Below are 16,747 nucleotides of genomic sequence, written 5' to 3'. Positions count from 1 at the left end.
ATAACCCACAAAATGTGAATGGTGAGGCACCCTATGAGCAACACGATCCAAAGCCTGCCGCTGGTCAACGACGCCAGCCGCCGGAACTTCCTGAAGCTAAGCGGCGCAGTTGGTGCAGCAGCCGCCTTCACGGCATCTCTCTCCGCGTGCGGCGGCGCTGCCAGCACCACCACGGGTACCACCAACGCTGCCGCGGTCAACAAAGACCTCACCATCGAGGCAGGCATCTCCTACGCGCTGTCTACCGGCTTCGATCCCCTGAGCTCCTCCGGAGCCACACCGATGGCAGCCAACCTGCACATCTTCGAAGGCCTCATTGAACTCCACCCGGCGACGCGCCAGCCCTACAACGCCCTCGCAGCGACGGATCCCAAGAAGGTCAACGACACCACCTACCAGGTGACCATCCGCGACGGCGCGAAGTTCCACGACGGCTCCCCCGTCACCACTGAGGACGTCGCCTTCTCCTTCACCCGGGTCATGGACCCGGCCAACAAGTCGCTGTTCTCCCAGTTCATCCCCTTCATCCAGGACGTCAAGCCGCTGGACGCGAAGACGGTGGAGTTCACCCTCAAGTACGCCTTCCCCGGCTTCGGCCCCCGCATCTCGGTGGTCAAGATCGTCCCCAAGGCACTCGCTACGGACCTGAAGGCCTTCGACGCATCACCGGTGGGATCCGGTCCGTACAAGCTCATCTCGGCAGTCAAGGACGACAAGATCGTCTTCGAAGCCTTCGCCGATTACAACGGCCCCAAGCCGGCACTGGCCAAGGGCATGACCTGGCTGCTGCTCTCCGACGCTGCTGCCCGCGTCACCGCGGTCCAGTCCGGCCGCGTTCAGGCAATCGAAGACGTTCCTTACCTGGACGTCGACGGCCTGAAGTCCAAGGTCAAGGTTGAATCCGTCCAGTCCTTCGGCCTGCTGTTCCTCATGTTCAACTGCGCCAAGGCACCGTTCGACAACAAACTGGTCCGCCAAGCCCTGCACTATGGCATGGACAAAGAATCCATCATCAAGAAGGCCCTGTTCGGCAACGCCAAGGCCGCCACGTCCTACTTCCAGGAAGGCCACCCGGACTACGTCAAGGCCAAGAACGTCTACGGCTTTGATACCTCCAAGGCAGAAGAACTTCTGAAGCAGGCCGGCGTCACCAACCTCGAGTTCGAACTCCTCACCACGGACACCGCCTGGGTCAAGGACGTCGCACCCCTGATCCTCGAATCCTGGAACAAGATCCCCGGCGTCAAGGTCACCGTGAAGAGCCTCCAGTCCGGCGCTTTGTACAGCGACCGCGTGGGCAAGGGCGACTTCTCCGTAGTTGCAGCCCCGGGCGATCCGTCCGTCTTCGGCAACGATGCTGACCTGCTGCTGAGCTGGTTCTACTCCGGCGCAACGTGGATGGACAAGCGTGCCTTCTGGACCACCCCGGAGCGCACCAAACTCCAGGAGCTCATGAACAAGGGCTCCCAGGCATCCGGTGACGAAGCCAAGAAGATCGTGGGCGAAATCGTGGACATGGTCTCCGATGAGGTTCCCCTGTACCCCGTCTTCCACCGCCAACTCCCCAGCGCCTGGGATGAGAAGAAGCTCAACGGCTTCCAGCCCCTTCCTACCACCGGCCTGTCGTTCATCGACGTCGGACGAACCGCCTAAGCACCCCTCGAGTTGTGGGGCCCGCTCTGCGTCCTAAATTCCCCCAATAGCCCGCAGAGCGGGCCCCACAACCAGCAGCACCCAACCAACCGGAGAACAAATTGGTCACGATATTGCGTTTGCTTGGCCGCAGACTTGCAGCATTGCCATTGATGATCCTGGGCATTACGTTGCTCGTCTTCCTCGTCCTGCAGGCCGCTCCCGGCGACCAGGCAAGCTCCGCCCTCGGTGACGGCGCCAGCGAAGAAGCCAAGCAACAGTACCGCCAGGACAACGGCCTGAACGACCCCCTGGTCCTGCAGTACTTCCGATTCCTCGGCAAGCTCCTGCAGTTCGACCTCGGCGTCACCACCCCACCGGCCAAGTCGGTGGCATCCATGATCGGCTCGGCGTTCCCCCTGACGCTCCAGCTCACCTTCCTTGGCGTCCTCATTGCGATCGTCCTCTCCCTCGCGTTCGGCATCCTCGGCGCCCTGTATCGCGATAAGTGGCAGGACCAGTTGGTCCGTGTCTTCTCCATCGCCGCGATCGCCACGCCGTCGTTCTGGCTCGGCATCCTGCTCATCCAGTGGTTCGCTCTCGGGGCCAACCCCATGTTCCCCTCGGGCGGAATTGCGACGCCGGAGTCCGGCTTTGGCGGTTGGCTCAACTCCATGGCCCTTCCGGCACTCGCGCTCGGCATTCCCGTATCCGCGTCATTGATCCGCGTGGTCCGCACCTCCATGGTGGAAGAACTGGACCGCGACTACGTCCGGACCGCCATCGGCAACGGCGTCCCCTACCGCGAGGTGGTCTCCAAGAACGTTCTTCGCAACGCGCTCGTCACCCCGGTGACCGTGCTGGGACTCCGCGTGGGCTACCTGCTGGGTGGCGCCGTCGTGATTGAAATGATTTTCGCGCTGCCCGGCATGGGCCAGCTGATCCTCAACGGCATCACCAACCTGGACGTCAACCTGGTCCAGGGCGTGGTGCTCACCATCTCGGTCACCTTTGTTCTGGTGAACATCGTGGTGGACCTTCTCTACCTGCTCATCAACCCCCGAATCAGGACGGTATAGCTCATGCGCAGCAAGCTCGCAGAACGGCTAAGTGCCCCGGGCATTCGTTTCAAGGCCCTGCCCTGGGGCTCCCGCATCGCCCTGCTCTTCCTCATCATGATTGTCCTGGCGGCCATCTTCGCGCCGGTCCTGGCCCCGCATGATCCGCTGGAGACCTTCATTCCGGCCACCCCGCCCGGCGCCGAGCACTTCTTCGGCACGGACCGCCTGGGCCGCGACATCTTCTCCCGCCTCCTGTTCGGCGCGCAGTCGTCGCTGATGATCGGCCTCGGCGCGGTGGCCTTGGCCATCCTCGCCGGCGCGCTCCTGGGCTCCTTCGCCGCGACCTCCAGCAAGTCCGTCAATGAGATCATCATGCGGCTCATGGACATCCTCATGGCGTTCCCCGGCATCGCTTTGGCAGCCGTGCTGTTGGCGGCATTCGGCAACTCGGTGCCCACCATCATCATCGCGATCGCCATCATCTACACACCGCAGCTGGCCCGCGTGGTCCGCGCCAACGTGCTGGCACAGTACGGCGAAGACTACGTCCGTGCCGAGCGCGTGATCGGTGCAGGCCGCTTCTACATCCTGGTCAAGCACATCGTCCGCAACACCGCAGCCCCCGTGCTGGTGTTCGCCACGGTCATGGTGGCCGACGCCATCATCCTCGAAGCCTCGCTCTCCTTCCTGGGCGCCGGCGTGCAGGACCCGGCACCGTCCTGGGGCAACGTCATTTCCTACGGCCGCAACCTTGTGCTGTCCGGCGGTTGGTGGGCCACCACGTTCGCTGGCCTCACCATCCTGCTGACCGTGCTGTCCCTGAACATCCTGGCCGAGGGCCTCACCGACGCCATGGTGAACCCGAAACTGCGCCGCGCGCCTGTAGTAAAGGACGACGACGGCGCTTCGGCCGCCGTGGCCGTGGACACCGAGGTTGCCACCTCCGTTGCCCAGCCTTCCGTCGTTGAGGAACACGAGCTCGACGGCGTCCGTGCGGCTTCCGCTGACGGCTTTCCCGACGATTCGGGCACTTCAGCCGTCCTCACCGATGTGAAGCTGGCCGCCACGAACCCGCACCTCCTCCTGGACCGCGAACTGGAACTGCTGGCTGCCATCGAAGCGAAACGCACCGACCGCCTCCCGCAGGTCTCCCCCGGTGCCCGCAATGTCCTTGAAGTGAAGAATCTCTCCATCCGCTTCCCGGGCCGTTTTGGTGAGATTGCGATCGTGGACAACGTCTCCTTTACCGTCCGGGAAGGCGAAACCATGGGTTTGGTGGGCGAATCCGGTTGCGGTAAGTCCATCACTTCACTGGCTGTGATGGGGCTGCTGCCCAAGACCGCCCAGGTCACCGGATCCATCATGTTCGATGGCAAGGAACTCCTGGATCCGAACACCAAGCACAGCAATCCCAAGGCCTACGAGGGCCTGCGCGGCCAGCAGATTGCCATGGTTTACCAGGATGCGTTGAGCTCCCTGAACCCGTCCATGAAGATCAAGGACCAGATGGAGCAGCTCACCAAGCGCGGTGGCCGCAAGACCCCGGCCGAGCTGCTGGAAATGGTCAAACTGGATCCCGTTCGGACCCTTGCCAGCTACCCGCACGAGCTCTCCGGCGGCCAGCGCCAACGCGTGCTGATCGCTATGGCCCTGTCCCGTTCTCCGAAGATCGTTGTTGCCGATGAGCCCACCACCGCTCTCGACGTCACCGTCCAGAAGCAGGTGGTGGACCTCCTCAATGAACTGCGCGAACAACTCGGCTTCGCCATGGTTTTCGTCAGCCACGACCTCGCCCTGGTGGCCTCGCTGGCACACCGCATCACGGTGATGTACGCCGGCCAAGTGGTGGAATCCGCACAGGCTTCGGAACTCCTCCAGAACCCCAAGCACGAGTACACCCGTGGACTCCTCGGCGCTGTCCTCTCCATCGAGGCTGACGCTGTCCGCCTCCACCAGATCCCCGGCACTGTTCCGTCCCCGCGGGACTTCGCCACGGGCGACCGCTTTGCGGCCCGCTCACTGCGGCCCGACGCCGATCCCCACCAGAAACTGGTCCTCACCACCGTTTCGGCTTCGAATGGCGGCGATGCCGACCACTACTGGGCGAGCCACTTGAAGGAGGATGCGAAATGAGTGACTCAATTCAACAAGCGTCTAAGCCGGTCATCGAGCTCAAGGACGTCAAGGTCTACCACCATGCACGAACCGGTGGGCTGTTCCGGCCGAACATCGTCAAAGCCGTGGACGGCGTGGACTTCACCATCAGCCGCGGCGAAACCGTCGGCATCGTGGGTGAGTCCGGCTGCGGCAAGTCCACGCTTGCTTCGGTGCTCGTGGGACTTCAGCCGCCGACGTCGGGCAAGGTTTTGTTCCACGGAAAGCCGGCCATCAAGCGGAACGCGGCCATGCGCAAGCAGTTTGGCCGCTCCGTCTCCGTGGTCTTCCAGGACCCGGCAACCGCTTTGAACCCGCGCATGACCATCCAGGACATCCTGACGGATCCCCTGCAAATCCATGGGATCGGCAACGCTGCTTCCCGCGCCGCCAAGGTCAAAGAACTGTTGGCGCTGGTTGGCTTGCCGCAATCGGCAGCCGAAGTGACGCCGTCGCAGGTTTCCGGCGGCCAGCGACAGCGCGTGGCGATCGCCCGCGCGTTGGCTTTGGACCCGGACATCATCGTGGCTGACGAGCCGACGTCGGCCCTGGACGTTTCGGTCCGCGCGCAGGTCCTGAACCTGCTCTCGGACCTGAAGAAACAGCTGAATCTGGGCATGGTGTTCATCTCGCACGATATCCAAACAGTCCGCTACGTCTCGGACCGCATCTGCGTCATGTACTTCGGCAAGATCGTCGAACAAGGCACCGCCGCACAGGTCTTCGACAACCCGAGCAACGACTACACCAAGAAGCTGCTGGGCGCCGCTCCCAGCCTGCTTCACATCTAGTTTTTCCCTTCACAAGCTACAAACAACGGAGAATTCTGTGTCCACTCAGTTCCAGGGCGTCATCCCGCCGGTCATCACCCCCCGCCACGCAGACGGCAGCATCGACACCGCGTCGCTGAAAAACGTCACCAAGCACCTGATCGACGGCGGCGTGTCCGGCCTTTTCGTCCTGGGCTCCTCCGGCGAAGTCCCCTACCTCACCAACGATGAGCGTGAAGTGGTGGTCTCCACCATCGCCGATGCCAACGCCGGAGCAGTCCCGCTGATCGTGGGCGCCAACGAGCAGACCACCACCCGCGTCATCGAAGAAGCGCGCAAAGTGGTGGACCTCGGAGCCGACGCGATCGTGGTCACCTCCATGTACTACGCCATTGGCAACGCCGCGGAAACCGAGACGCACTTCCGCAGCATCCACGCCGCAATCGAGAAGCCGATCTTCGCCTACGACGTTCCGGTCCGCACGCACTTCAAACTGCCTACAGATTTGTTGGTCCGCCTCGGCCGCGACGGTGTCATTGCCGGCGTCAAGGACTCCTCCGGCGACGACGTTTCCTTCCGCCAGCTGCTCCTCGCAGCCAAGGACATCCCCAACTTCAGCATCTTCACCGGTCACGAAGTTGTGGTGGACGGCGCGCTCCTGGGCGGCGCGCAGGGCGTTGTGCCAGGCTTGGGCAACGTTGATCCGGCCGGCTACCGCCGCCTGTTCGACGCCGCGCAGGCCGGCGACTGGGCTCTTGCGGCAAGGGAGCAGGACCGCCTGGCCGACGTCTTCGAGATCGTCTACACCCCCAACGGACGGGTTTCCGGCGGTGCCGCGGGCCTGGGTGCGTTCAAGACCGCGCTTCAGGTGATGGGCGTCATCGAGTCCAACACCATGAGCTCTCCGATGCTGTCCCTGAACTCCGAAGAGACGGCGTTGATCCGCGAAATTTTGGAGCGGAACGGGCTGGTCTAGGTTTTCATGACCACTTCCATGAACCACGTGATCGGCGTTGACCTCGGCGGCACCAAAACCGCCGCCGGGGTTGTTGCCCCCTCTGGTGAAGTGCTCATGTCGGAGACCATTCCGACGATGAACCGGGCCGGTGGCGAAGCCATCCTCGACGCCACCGCTGCGCTGATCACGGGCTTGGTGGAGCGCGCTGCCGACGCCGGGATTTCAGTTTCCGGCGTCGGCATCGGCTCCGCCGGGGTCATTGACGCTGTTGTTGGTTCTGTGGTCTCTGCGACCGACGCGATTCATGGCTGGGCCGGAACCGCGCTGGTGGCTGGGCTTTCGTCGCGGCTTTCCTTGACTGCGCCGTCCGTGCGGACTGTGCGCGCCGTCAACGACGTCCACGCCCATGCCCTCGGCGAAGCCTGGCTGGGTGCTGCCGCTGGTTCCTCAAGTTCACTCATGGTGGCGTTTGGGACCGGTGTTGGCGGGAGCTTCGTCCTGGGCGGCACACCGGTTTTGGGTCACCGCTTTGTGGGCGGGCATGTGGGGCACTTCGCTTCTCCATTCGCCTACACGGACGGTGTTGCACTGCCCTGTGTGTGCGGTGGATCCGGGCACGTTGAGGCGATCGCTTCCGGGCCCGCCCTGTATGAGGCTTTCCTGCGCTTTGGTGGTTCTGCCGTGGATGCGGTGGATACGCGGGGCGTCTTTGCGCTGGCTTCTGCTGCTCACGACGCCGCTCCTGCCGCAGGATCGGCGGACGGCCGCGCCGCTGCATTGTGTGCAATAGACGTCGGTGCAGCCGCCGCTGGGCAAGCCGTGGGCGGACTCATCAACATTCTCGACCCCGAAACCGTGGTGATTTCCGGTGGTTTGGCCGACGCCGGCGAGCTCTGGTGGAAACCCATGGAGTTCGCCTTGCGTCAGGAACTGCTGGCTCCCTTGGCCTCCGTGCCCGTTGTCAGGGCACGCCTGGGCAACACCGCTGCCATTGTTGGCGCGGCCAAACTCGTTCTTAAGTAGTCCGCAAGTAGTCCGCAAGTATAGGGAGACATCATGATCCTCACCCCCGAAGGCCTCAAAGCCCTCCGTTCCCAACTGATCGTCTCCTGTCAGGCATACCCCGGAGAGCCCATGCGCGATCCCCGGACCACGGGGCAAGTGGCCGCGTCCGCGGTCATCGGCGGCGCTGCGGCGATCCGTGTCCAAGGGTTGGCCGACGTGCAGTTCACGCGCACCGCCGTCGAGGTTCCTGTGATTGGCCTCTGGAAGGACGGGCACCACGGTGTCTTCATCACACCCACACTCCGGCACGCCCTGGCCGTGGCGAATGCGGGCGCGCATGTTGTGGCGATTGATGGAACACGCCGTTCACGGCCCGATGGGCTTTCCCTTGCTGACACTGTTGCCGGTATCCACTCGGAGTCCCATGCACTGGTCATGGCAGATTGCGGCTCGTTTGAGGATGCCGTTTCTGCCGTGGAGGCGGGGGCAGACCTGATCGGCACCACGATGTCCGGCTACACCGACGAGCGCCCTAAGACCGACGGCCCGGACCTGGAGTTGTTGGAGCAGATCGCATCCGCTGACCTGGGCAAACCACTCATCGCAGAGGGCCGCATCCACACCCCCGCCCACGCCCGTCAGGCCCTGGACGCCGGCGCCTTTGCCGTTGTTGTAGGCACCGCGATCACCCATCCGGCGTCGATTACAGGCTGGTTCAAGGGCGCGATGCACCCCTAAACCTGCGTTGCGGGGCCTACTCTGCGCCGTAAAACCCCCTACAAGCCCGCAGAGCAGGCCTCACAAGCCACCGCCCGCGCGTTGTGGGGCCTACTCTGCGCCCCAAATCCCCGGCGAAGCCCGCAGAGCAGGCCCCACAACATTCGGGCATTAGGCTGGGCCGGTGTCCTACGATTTCTTTGTTTACGGTTCTGAAGCCATCGGCCATGATGATGTGGCTACCCGCATCACCAACATTCGCGGGCTGAGCTTCGACCCTGCTGAAAGCGGCCCCTCCGAGGACCACACCTGGGGCTTTCTTGTCCGCCGGGGCATTCGACGAAGTTACAGTTTCACCGTCGAGGGTCCGTTCCCGGACAGCGGCGAGGATATGGACGACCGCCAAGCAAGCCCGGCGGTGCTTGGGATCAGGTACCGGTATGACATCAGCGTCGAGGGCGGGGGCTCAGCAGCTGAGATCCCACATGCTTGGGCGTTTGCGAAGAAATTGGCCAAGGCTGCCAGTGGCGTCGCTCTAGACGCGCAGACTGATGGGACGTGGCCGGAACCAAAGTCGCCCCCGCTGACGTCTTATGAGGAGTACTACAAGGATTTATCGATCGGGGGAGAGTCCCTCGAGACGCAGTGGTACTTCCTCCAGAGTGAGGTCCCGGGCAAGCTGGCACAGACCTACCTGGACGTGTGCCGAGAGCTCTTTCCTTCGGCGTTACCAACGAACTACCGGAGTTACCTTGGTGGTCGGCCATGGGAGCATCAAGAGAATGACAACTCATTTTTGGAGGCCTTGCAGATAAACAAGATGCCGTGGCTCCGCGCGACTGGATCGGGAATTGTGACGAACCTCGGATTCTCGGGGCTGGGTGCCGGAACTGACGTGCCCAGCAAAATAGGATCCATCAGCCTGACAATGCGCACGCATCGCCTGCTCGATCCGGACTCGTTGGCCAGTTTTCGCAGGTTCTTCCTGGCACTTGCAGAACGTTCAAACTCCTTCTTCGCAAGCGCCGAAGTCACCAGAAGTCGCCTGACACCAGAAAGCGTCAAGCAGACAGAGGAAGCTTCTAGCCAAGTGGATCGAGGCAAATGGCGCGGTCTTCCTGCTCACCCGGTCTGGTGGAGCTATTTCGGAACGCCCTACGTTGAGCTCGTGCGGCCCCATCTGAGCGGCAGACATCAGCAAATCGACGGCTCCCTTTTCCACAGTTATGGGGAAACGCCCCAAAACCGGGACGAAATCGCTGAAATACTGCCCGGCCGACGAACGCACTGGCTGCCGGAAGATCTAACCGCCGTGTACGACTTCTGTCTACCCCAGCAACCCATCGCCAGCACCATTCCCAGCCAGTTGACTGTGGCCAAGTAACTGCCCGCAGCCCACTGGCTCTCCGCCGTCAAGCGGAGGAACAGGCCTGCGGTGCGGGGCCTACTCTGCGCCCCAAAACCCTCTACAAGCCCGCAGAGCAGGCCTCACAAGCTAGATTTTCGTCTCCACGGGCCTGTCCAGTGCATGGCCGTACTGGGACCATCCGCCAACGAACAGCCTGCCGGTACCCATTCCCAACTGCTCCATCACCAAGAGGTTGTGGCACGCGGTCACCCCGGATCCGCAGTAGGCAATGGTGTTCTGCGCGGTCAGCACTCCGGCGTGATCGAAGTTCGCGCGAATTTGGGGCTCCGGGAGCAGATGACCCGCGGCGTCGAGGTTCTCACGGCAGGGGACGTTCACAGCACCGGGTATGTGTCCGGGGCGGGGATCGATGGGGTCTTGGCGGCCTTCGAATCGGTCGCGATTCCTCGCGTCCATGGTGAGGAAGGCGTCAGAGGAGGCTTCCGAAATGTCTGCCAACAGGTCTTCAGGCCAGGCTTTGGCAGTGAAGCTCCCGGTCCGGCGCAGCGGCGTTTCCGTGGTGAGATCCCCAGGGTAGTCGCCCATACCGCCGTCCAGGATCGCCGCGTGGTGTCCCGTTGATCGGAGCATCCATACCAGCCGGGCCGCGATGACTCCCCCGGCATCGTCATAGGCAACCACCATGTCAGAGTCGCCGATGCCCGCCTCCCGCATCCCTTGGGCGAACACTTCAGGATCGGGCAGCGGATTCCGTCCCTTTTCAGGGCATGCCTGCCCGGAAAGCCAACGATCCATATCGACAAACACTGCATCCGGAAGATGTCCGGCGTCGTAGGCGTCTTTACCGGAGGCGCCGTCCAAGTACCAGCGCGTATCCACAAAGACGAGCCTCCCGAGGTTGCGGGCACACCACTTCCAGTCGACAAAGGGCTTCAGTTCATCTCCCATGTATCGATCTTAAAGAGAACTTCCATATTTTGAGATACGCATCCCAACATATGGACCACGGCCTCATGTTGCGGGGCCCGCGTTGCGCCCCAAAACCCACCCAAAGCGCGCAGAGCAGGCCTCACAACGGGTACAGAGCGGTTGTAGGCTTTCCTCATGACTGCCGAGAGCTCCCGGGAATTCGATGTTATTGTGATCGGCGCGGGCGCCGTTGGAGAGAACGTGGCGGACCGGGTGGTCCGCGGCGGCCTGACGGCGGTGATCGTCGAGAGCGAGCTGGTAGGCGGTGAGTGCTCCTACTGGGCCTGCATTCCATCAAAGGCGCTCCTCCGCCCGGGCAACGTGCTTCACGCAGCGCAAGTAATCCCCGGGGCAAAAGAAGCGATCACTGGAACGGTCCACGCCGAGGCTGCCCTGAAGCATCGGGATTGGTTCACCAATAATTGGCAGGACGGCAGCCAGGTGGAGTGGCTGGACAGTGCCGGTATCGAGTTGATCCGCGGGCGTGGCCGCGTCACTGGTCCCCGCGAGGTCCAGGTGGACGGACTCGACGGCAACAGTTACTCGCTCAAAGCCCACCACGCGGTGGTGATTGCAACGGGTTCAACACCAACCATCCCGGACATTGACGGCCTCAGCGACGTCCCCTTCTGGACAACCCGCGGTGCCACGGCAGCCAAGGAAATCCCCAAGCGTTTTGCGGTGCTGGGCGGCGGCGTGGCGGGTGTGGAAATGGCGCAGGCGTTCGCCCGCCTCGGCTCGGACGTCACACTGATCGCCCGTGGCCGTTTGCTGAGCAGCTACCCGGAGGAAGCCGCGAATCTGGTCTTGGCCGGGCTTCGCGCCGACGGCGTCACCGTCCACGCCCACACCGACGTGGAGAAAACAGAGAAGAACGACGACGGATCCGTGACGGTCACGTTCGACGGCAAGACGCTCACAGCCGATAAACTCCTGGTCGCCTCGGGACGGCACCCCGCCCTGGCCAATCTAGGCCTGGAAAATGTGGGCGTGGAAGCGCAGGACGGCAAACCCTTGCGCCTCACTGCTGACGCCAGCGGCCTGGTGGAAGGCCCTGCCAGTGACGGGACCAGCGGATTCTGGCTCTACGCCGCAGGGGATGCGGCCGGCAAGGTACTCCTGACCCATCAGGGCAAATACGAGGCCCGAGCCACTGGTGACGCGATTGTGGCAAGGGCCAACGGCAAGCTCACCGGCTCCCCGAAGCCGTGGAGCCCCTACGCGCACACGGCCAATGACCACGCCGTCCCCAGCGTGGTGTTCACGGATCCCGAAGTGGCCTCGGTTGGCCCAAGCCTGGAGCAGGCGCTCCTGCAGGGCAAGAACGTCACCGGCGTGGAACTCCCCATCAACGTCTCCGGCTCCCAACTGCACTCCCCCGACTACAAGGGCTGGGCGCAGGTAGTGGTTGATGAGGACCGGAAAGTCATTCTGGGCGCCACTTTTGTGGGCCCTGGAGTTGCAGAACTCCTCCATTCCGCAACGATCGCGATAGTGGGCGAAGTTCCGCTGGAGCGCCTGTGGCATGCGGTTCCGTCGTACCCCACCATCAGCGAAGTGTGGCTGCGGCTTATGGAAAAGTACGGACTCTAAAACTTCTATTTGAACTGACTGGTCAGTTTAGTTAGACTTTCAGCAGACACCATTTCTGCGAAAGGCTTCATTGTGCTGTCCGTACAGCAACTTCAGATCAACGGCCGCCGGGGCGATCTCCTTCCGGCAACGTCACTTCAAGTCCGTCGCGGCGAACTCCTGCTTGTTGCCGGAGAGGGCCAGGACCAGCGGACCGCATTGGCGTTGGCTTTGAGCGGCCGCATGAAGCCCAGCAACGGCGTCCTCAGCTGGGACACCACCACCAAAACCAAGAAGATCCGCCTGGCCAGTGCATTGGTGGACTCCCCCGGCGTCAACGAGCCCGAGCAACACCTCAGCGTCCGCGACCTCGTCACCGAGGACCTCTCCCTCATCCCACGCCGCTACCGAGGTGCGCTGCTCAGCAAGCCGTGGCTGAAGGTCAACAGCTTTGAAGACATAGCAGGCCTCTGGATAGAACAAATTCCCGCCGCTCGCCGCTTGGAACTCCTCACCGCGCTCGCCCTGGCAGATCCGGCAACGGACCTCCTCGTGGTGGACTCCCCGGACCGCCACAGCGCGGATCAGGCGGCATGGCTGCCCCGGCTTCAGGCATTGGCGTCCGACGCCGGGCGGCCGCTTGCCGTCGTCGCGGTTGTCAGTGCCCTCCCGGACAACTGGACCGGAGCCGCCGCGGTGATCGGAAACTCCGTGACGCATCCTCCTGAACCGGAGACGGAAGCCGCGCCGACCCAAGCCAAGCCAGCGGTCGTCGTCGAGCCCGCAACCGAGCCCGCAACCGAGCCCAAAGCCAAGCATGCCGCCCAACCGGCTCCCGAGACATCAGCAGCTGCCCAAGCTGAATCCGAAAACCTTCAAAGGACTGCAAAGTGACTGTTCTGCGGCTGGCCCGCTCCGAACTCAAGCGCATGACCGGCGGGCTCCTGCCCAAGCTGACCATCCTCGCCCTCACCATGGTTCCGTTGCTCTACGGCGCGGTGTACCTTTACGCGAACTGGGATCCGTACGGCAACCTGAACCAGATCGACGCCGCCTTGGTGGTTGAAGACACGGGCGCCACGTCAAAGGACGGCACGGAACTTCAGGCCGGCAAAAAGGTGGCAGACAGCCTCGTTGAGGGCCACGTCTTCAACTGGAAGCAGGTCTCCAGCGCCGAGGCCGCAGACGCAGGTGTCCGCACGGGTGAATATGCTTTCGCGCTACGCATCCCCAAGGATTTCTCGGCCAACCTGGTCTCCCCCGGTAGTTTCGACGCCGCCAACCAGGCCATGCTGCACGTCACCACCAACGACGCCAACAACTATCTCCTGAGCACCATCGTGGACAAGCTCACCACGGCAGTGCACTCCACTGTCGCCAAGGAAGTGGGCGAGGAAACCGCCAACCAGCTCCTCACCGGTTTTGGCACCATTCATGCGTCCATCGTGAAAGCCGCCGATGGTGCCTCGGAGTTGGCCACGGGTGTGGGGAAACTCAGTGATGGCGCCGCGACGCTGCACACCGGCACCACCCAGCTGGTCACCGGCGCGGACCAACTCGTGGCCGGGCAAACCCAATTGCGCGATGGTGCTGTGCAGCTGAACGCCGGCGCGGGCCAGCTGAGCTCGGGCCTGAACGAGCTGAGGAACAAGACCGCAACGCTTCCGTCGGATTCGCAGAAACTCGCCGACGGGGCAGCTCAAGTAGCCGCCGGGAACGCCGAGCTGAACACGAAAGTCCAAGACGTCGTCGGACAGCTCGAAGCGGCAGACAAGGGCCTCCGTACCCGCGTGCTCGAATCGAACGCGCGACTGGTCACGGCCGGTGTGCTGACACAGGAGCAGGCCGACAAGGTTCTGGCAGACTTCGATGCTGCCGCAGCGTCGAGCCCGGTCACCGATGCGAAGGCAAAAATTGCCGGTGATGCTGCCAAAATCCAGCAACTCTCCGACGGTTCAGCCGCTGTGAGCGCCGGAGCATCCAAGCTGGCCGCCGCCACGCCGGCGCTGACCGACGCGATCTCACAAGCAGCCGATGGAGCCGGGCAACTGAGCACGGGCGCAGCAACGTTGGCCGCCGGCCAGCAGAGCGCTCTTGATGGCGCAGCCAAGCTCGACGACGGCGCCCACCAACTCAACGACGGCGCAGGCCAGCTCGCCTCCGGTGCCGTGACGGCATCCGACGGTTCCCATACCTTGGCCACGGAGCTTGCCAAGGGCGCCGGAGACATCCCCAACCCGAACGATGAGCAGAAAAACAGTGTGTCCAAGGTGATCGCGGATCCGGTGGCCGTGGACAACGTGTCCCAGGCAAAGGCTGGTTCCTATGGCGCCGGGCTGGCACCGTTCTTCCTGACACTGGCCCTCTGGATCGGCGTGTTCATGCTGGTCCAGGCCATGCGGCCCATCACCCAGCGGGCCTTGGCGTCGAACGCCCCCGCCTGGAAAATCGCCGTCGGAGGCTGGCTGCCGTTCTTCGTGGTCTCGGTCCTGCAGGCCACCATCCTCACCTTGGTAGTGAATCTTGGCCTCGGATTGAACCCCGCACACCCCATAGGAATGTGGCTGTTCATGCTGGCCGCCGTCATGGCTTTCAGCGCCATCATCCAAGGCATCGTGGCGCTCATGGGCACACCCGGGAAGTTCGTGGTGCTGATCCTGCTGGTCCTGCAACTCGTGTCCTCGGGCGGAACGTTCCCCTGGCAGACCACGCCCATGCCGCTCCATGTTGTGCACGAAGTCCTGCCTATGGGATACGTGGTCACCGGCATGCGTCACCTGATCTACGGCGGCGAACTCAGCATGATCTGGCCTACGGTGCTGGGTCTGCTTGGATACACTTTGCTGGGAGCGGCCCTGTCAACGCTCGCCGTCCGCAAGCACAAAATGTGGACCCTCAAGACGCTGAAGCCGGAGATTGCCGTATGAGTACCACCGAGCCGGCCCCTTCCGCCGGCGCCGCGGAGAAAAAGCTCCGCCCCGGCCGAACCAACGCCACCAAGCAGCGACTGTTCGAGGCTTCCATGGAGTTGATCGGCGAGCGCGGCGCTGCGGGGGTGACCGTTGATGAGATCGCGGCCGCTGCGGGTGTGTCCAAGGGGACTGTGTACTACAACTTCGGCAGCAAGTCCGATCTGATCGCACAGTTGCTTCGGCATGGCGTGGACATCATGCTGGTACGGCTGCAGGACGTTCGCGGCAAGAGCAACGACCCCCTGGAATCCATGAACAACATGGTGGGACAGGCCATGGAATTCATGGACGATTACCCCTCCTTCGCCCGTCTATGGGTCAGCGAAAACTGGCGCACTCCGGGCGAGTGGAGCGCCGTGTTTGCCGAGCTGCGGGCTGAGCTACTGGCGGTGATCGGCTCGGCCGTTGAGAGCGTCGCCGCGGGATACAAGGTGGACGAATCGATTGCCCGGGGCTCATTGGAGGCAGCGATTTTCGGGGCCATCTTCGTGGTGGGCCTGGACCGGCAAACGTACAACCCTGAGCGCACCCGGGAGCAAAGCGTCGCAGCCGTTATGACCATCATGCACGGGTACGTCATCAAGTAGCCTGCCCGTTGCGGGGCCCGCTCTGCGCCTTCGTTTGGGCTATTGGAGCGCAAACCAGGCCCCACAAACAAACGGACGAACGTTGCGAGGCCCGCTCTGCGCGCCATTTTTGGCTATTGGGGCGCAAACCGGGCCCCACAACGGTATTCAACTGCAATGTACGACGGCGTGGCGTGGCCGGTTGGTCGGCGATGATTAACCTCATGCGTCACATGGGGAACAGTGGGAAGCTTGCGGTGGTGGCCGCCTTCGTATCGCTGGGGCTGTTGGTGCTGGCTGCTGTGGTCCTCGAGGAACTGGTTCTGTACTTGTTCCTTGGCGCTGTGCTGGTCTGCTATTTAGCTTCCCTCGTCCAGGTCTTCAACAGGCGGCGTTACCTCGTGGTACTTCTGGGCGCAGCGGGAACCAGCCTGTTCATTGGTTGCATCATCGCTTTCCTGCGGATGTGGGGCATCGCTTTCAATCAGGATGCCAATGCCTTGGGCAGTGCCGTGAGCACCCAGGATTCTGACATCTACTTTTACCTGGCAGCCGCGGCTGGAGTTGGAACGCTGGGCGTGCTCTTCCTTGGGGCGGTGGTGCCGTCATTTGGTTCACGATCTGCAACTCCCCTCCAGCGTCCCGCGGCTCCGGCCAAACGAACCCCGGCCAAACGAACCCGGGAACAGCGCAAGTCAGCTGCCCGTCCGGCTACCCCTGCCAAACGCCCGGCTGCTTCGTCCCCTCGTCCATCCAATGCAGCTCGGACATCCGGTGCTACGAGAGCATCCGGCGCCGCGAAGACCCCTGCTGTGAAGCGTCCCGCGCCGCGCACGCCAACGACGGCAGCCAAGCGTCCGACGTCGAGCGCTTCCGCCCAACGTAAGCCTGCCCCGAAACGCTAAAACCCCTGCGTTGCGAGGCCCGCTCTGCGCCCTTCCCCGGGATCCAAACACGCACAACAGGCCCCACAACGAGACCCCCTTGCGTTGCGAGGCCCGC

Annotated in this window: 14 protein-coding genes; 13 read left to right on the top strand and 1 reads right to left on the bottom strand. The window is 63.1% G+C overall.

Going from position 1 to position 16,747, the window contains the following annotated elements:
- The first annotated feature begins 18 nt into the window (after positions 1–18).
- From ABI796_RS04000 to ABI796_RS03965, 8 genes are all read left to right on the top strand, one after another.
- Positions 19–1,653 (top strand): ABC transporter substrate-binding protein, encoded by a 1,635-nt coding sequence (locus ABI796_RS04000; protein WP_141285541.1) that lies wholly within the window; start codon positions 19–21, stop codon positions 1,651–1,653.
- Positions 1,654–1,754: 101 nt separating this feature from the next.
- The gene (locus tag ABI796_RS03995) at positions 1,755–2,711 is read left to right on the top strand and encodes an ABC transporter permease (protein ID WP_170224972.1); all 957 of its coding nucleotides are present in this window, start codon (positions 1,755–1,757) and stop codon (positions 2,709–2,711) included.
- A 3-nt stretch (positions 2,712–2,714) separates the two neighbouring features.
- Positions 2,715–4,826, top strand: coding sequence for a dipeptide/oligopeptide/nickel ABC transporter permease/ATP-binding protein (locus tag ABI796_RS03990; protein WP_141285539.1), 2,112 nt, complete (start codon positions 2,715–2,717; stop codon positions 4,824–4,826).
- Complete coding sequence (locus ABI796_RS03985; RefSeq protein ID WP_141285537.1) at positions 4,823–5,638, top strand: ABC transporter ATP-binding protein; 816 nt, start codon at positions 4,823–4,825, stop codon at positions 5,636–5,638. The genes ABI796_RS03990 and ABI796_RS03985 overlap by 4 nt, the downstream gene beginning before the upstream one ends.
- A gap of 37 nt (positions 5,639–5,675) precedes the next feature.
- A complete protein-coding gene (locus ABI796_RS03980; protein WP_141285535.1) occupies positions 5,676–6,593 on the top strand; it encodes a dihydrodipicolinate synthase family protein in 918 nt (305 codons plus the stop codon).
- Between the two features lie 18 nt (positions 6,594–6,611).
- A complete protein-coding gene (locus ABI796_RS03975) occupies positions 6,612–7,598 on the top strand; it encodes an ROK family protein (protein WP_141285597.1) in 987 nt (328 codons plus the stop codon).
- Between the two features lie 33 nt (positions 7,599–7,631).
- On the top strand, positions 7,632–8,318 hold the full coding sequence (locus ABI796_RS03970) for an N-acetylmannosamine-6-phosphate 2-epimerase (protein WP_141285533.1): 687 nt from the start codon (positions 7,632–7,634) through the stop codon (positions 8,316–8,318).
- A 163-nt stretch (positions 8,319–8,481) separates the two neighbouring features.
- On the top strand, positions 8,482–9,681 hold the full coding sequence (locus ABI796_RS03965; RefSeq protein WP_141285531.1) for a hypothetical protein: 1,200 nt from the start codon (positions 8,482–8,484) through the stop codon (positions 9,679–9,681).
- Between the two features lie 111 nt (positions 9,682–9,792).
- Here ABI796_RS03965 and ABI796_RS03960 read toward each other — a convergent pair whose 3' ends face one another.
- Positions 9,793–10,614 (bottom strand): sulfurtransferase, encoded by an 822-nt coding sequence (locus ABI796_RS03960; protein ID WP_141285529.1) that lies wholly within the window; start codon positions 10,612–10,614, stop codon positions 9,793–9,795.
- Between the two features lie 156 nt (positions 10,615–10,770).
- Here ABI796_RS03960 and ABI796_RS03955 point away from each other — a divergent pair, with 156 nt between their 5' ends.
- The 5 genes from ABI796_RS03955 to ABI796_RS03935 all read left to right on the top strand — a co-directional run bounded on the left by ABI796_RS03955 (position 10,771) and on the right by ABI796_RS03935 (position 16,650).
- Entirely contained in the window at positions 10,771–12,228 is a 1,458-nt protein-coding gene (locus ABI796_RS03955) for an NAD(P)/FAD-dependent oxidoreductase (RefSeq protein ID WP_141285527.1), read from the top strand.
- Positions 12,229–12,300: 72 nt separating this feature from the next.
- Positions 12,301–13,101: an ABC transporter ATP-binding protein gene (locus ABI796_RS03950; protein ID WP_141285525.1), complete on the top strand. Its 801-nt coding sequence runs from the start codon at positions 12,301–12,303 to the stop codon at positions 13,099–13,101.
- Entirely contained in the window at positions 13,098–15,134 is a 2,037-nt protein-coding gene (locus ABI796_RS03945; RefSeq protein WP_141285523.1) for a YhgE/Pip domain-containing protein, read from the top strand. The genes ABI796_RS03950 and ABI796_RS03945 overlap by 4 nt, the downstream gene beginning before the upstream one ends.
- Positions 15,131–15,766 carry a TetR/AcrR family transcriptional regulator gene (locus ABI796_RS03940; protein WP_141285521.1) on the top strand — a complete coding sequence of 212 codons (636 nt, stop codon included), beginning with the start codon at positions 15,131–15,133 and terminating at the stop codon, positions 15,764–15,766. The genes ABI796_RS03945 and ABI796_RS03940 overlap by 4 nt, the downstream gene beginning before the upstream one ends.
- Positions 15,767–15,978: 212 nt before the next feature.
- Entirely contained in the window at positions 15,979–16,650 is a 672-nt protein-coding gene (locus tag ABI796_RS03935) for a hypothetical protein (protein WP_246095869.1), read from the top strand.
- The last annotated feature ends 97 nt before the right edge of the window (positions 16,651–16,747 follow it).

This window comes from Paenarthrobacter aurescens (assembly GCF_041549525.1).
In the GTDB taxonomy this organism is placed as follows: domain Bacteria; phylum Actinomycetota; class Actinomycetes; order Actinomycetales; family Micrococcaceae; genus Arthrobacter; species Arthrobacter aurescens.
This window is presented reverse-complemented; position numbering and strand designations above follow the sequence as displayed.